At 62.3% G+C, this 2,422-nt stretch carries 2 protein-coding genes; both read left to right on the forward strand.

Annotation, left to right across the window (positions count from 1 at the left end; genetic code table 11):
* Positions 1-411 (forward strand): biotin synthase BioB (locus tag AB4Z11_RS29510; protein WP_442029406.1); only part of this gene is annotated, 411 nt, incomplete at its 5' end.
* Between the two features lie 38 nt (positions 412-449).
* Positions 450-2,422 (forward strand): acetyl/propionyl/methylcrotonyl-CoA carboxylase subunit alpha (locus tag AB4Z11_RS29515; protein ID WP_442029408.1); only part of this gene is annotated, 1,973 nt, incomplete at its 3' end.

Below are 2,422 nucleotides of genomic sequence, written 5' to 3' on the forward strand. Positions count from 1 at the left end.
ATCGTGGGCATGGGCGAAACGCGCGAGTTGCGCGCGGGCCTGATCGCCCAGCTGGCGAACCTGAATCCTTACCCGGAATCGGTGCCGATCAACCACCTGGTGCAGGTCGAAGGCACGCCGCTGTATGGCCTGGACAAGCTGGACCCGCTGGAATTCGTGCGCACCATCGCCGTGGCCCGTATCACGATGCCGAAGGCGCGTGTGCGTCTGTCCGCCGGCCGCCGCGAGCTGGGCGAAGCGGTGCAGGCGATGTGCTTCATGGCTGGCGCGAACTCGATCTTCTACGGCGACAAGCTGCTGACCACCGATAATCCTGAAGCGAACGACGATCGCGCACTGCTGGCAAAGCTGGGCTTGAAGACCCGCGCCACCACGCTGGACTCCGTGCAAAAAGAAGCCTGCGGCTGCTAAGCGCGACCAACACATAAAAAGAGAATAGAGAGAGGCCCATGTTCAAGAAAATCCTGATCGCCAACCGTGGTGAAATCGCCTGCCGCGTCGCCGCAACCGCCCGCCGCCTGGGCATCAAGACCGTGGCCGTGTATTCGGAAGCGGACGCGAATGCCAAGCACGTCGCCGTGTGCGACGAAGCGGTGAACATCGGCCCAGCGCCAGCCAAAGAGTCCTATCTCTGCGGCGACAAACTGATCGCCGTTGCGCTGGCGACTGGCGCGGAAGCGATCCACCCCGGCTACGGCTTCCTGTCCGAGAACGCCGAGTTCGCGGATGCCTGCGCGGAAGCGGGCCTTGTATTCATTGGTCCGCCAGCTTCGGCAATGCGCGCCATGGGTTCCAAGTCCGCTGCCAAGCAGCTGATGGAAAAGGCCAATGTGCCGCTGGTGCCGGGCTATCACGGTGACAATCAGGATGCCGCCTTCCTGCAGGGCGAAGCTGACCGCATCGGTTATCCGGTGCTGCTGAAAGCTTCCGCCGGCGGCGGCGGCAAGGGCATGCGCGTGGTGGAAAGCTCGGCGGCATTTGCCGATGCACTGGCCTCCTGCAAGCGCGAAGCGATCAGCTCTTTCGGCGACGACAAGGTGCTGGCGGAGAAGTACCTGCAGCGCCCTCGTCACATCGAGATCCAGGTGTTTGCGGACACGCACGGTAACTGCATCTATCTGTTCGAGCGTGACTGCTCCGTGCAGCGCCGTCACCAGAAAGTGCTGGAAGAAGCGCCGGCGCCGGGCATGAGCGCAGAGCGCCGTGCCGCGATGGGCGAAGCCGCCGTGGCGGCCGCGAAGGCCGTGGGCTATGTCGGCGCGGGTACGGTGGAATTCATCGCCAACCAGGACGGCAGCTTCTACTTCATGGAGATGAACACCCGTCTGCAGGTTGAACACCCTGTGACGGAAATGATCACCGGCACCGACCTCGTCGAATGGCAGCTGCGCGTTGCCGCCGGCGAGATGCTGCCGAAGAAGCAGGACGAGCTGACCATCAATGGCCACTCCATCGAAGCACGTATCTATGCTGAGAACCCGGAGAAGGGCTTCCTGCCGTCCATCGGCACGCTGCGCCATCTGGAAACTCCTGATTCGGTCAACTTTGAACTGGGCGGCGTGCCCGGCCATCCGGCCGCCGTGCGCGTCGATTCCGGCGTGCGCGAAGGCGATGCGATTTCGCCGTTCTATGATCCGATGATCGCAAAGCTGATCGTCTGGGGCGCGGACCGCAAGCAGGCGCTGGCTCGCATGGCGCAAGCGCTGGCCCAGTACCAGATCGTTGGCCTTGCATCCAATATCGCTTTCCTCAAACGACTGGTCGAAGGCGATGCGTTCTCCAACGCGGACCTGGACACCGGCCTGATCGAACGTAACCACGACGCCCTGTTCCCGCCGGCCCGCTCGGTCCCGGTGGCCGCCGTGGCACTGGCCGCCGTCTCGCTGATCGAAGAAGAGAAGGACAAATCCGCAGCCCAATCCGGCGCCAACAAAGGCGATCCGTGGGGTCAGGCGCTGGGCTGGCGCATGAACTTCCACTATGCACGCAAGCTGGCTTTCAGCGACGAGCATGGTAAAACCTACGAGCCGATGCTGACTTACCTGCCGCATGGCTGGCAGTTTGATATCAAAGGCATCGAGGTCGATCTGTCCCTGCAATCGCAGAATGGCGTTGATTTCAGCATCAAGCTGGGCGACACTTCCGTGCAAGGCACGGTGCGCCGCGATGGCGATGTATTCCACGTCTTCACCGGCGGCGGCCACTTCGTTCTGAACTATAACGATCCGATGGCCCACGCCGGCGAATCGGAAGCAGAGGGAGGACGCCTGACCGCACCAATGCCAGGCAAGGTCGTTGCGGTACTGGCCAGGAACGGACAGGAAGTGAAGAAAGGTGATGCGCTCGTCATCATGGAAGCGATGAAGATGGAACATACCATCTCGGCGCCGCATGATGGCGTGGTAGAGGAAGTGCTGTATGC

It is taken from the genome of Pseudoduganella sp. RAF53_2 (assembly GCF_052113985.1).
Lineage (GTDB): Bacteria > Pseudomonadota > Gammaproteobacteria > Burkholderiales > Burkholderiaceae_D > Rugamonas.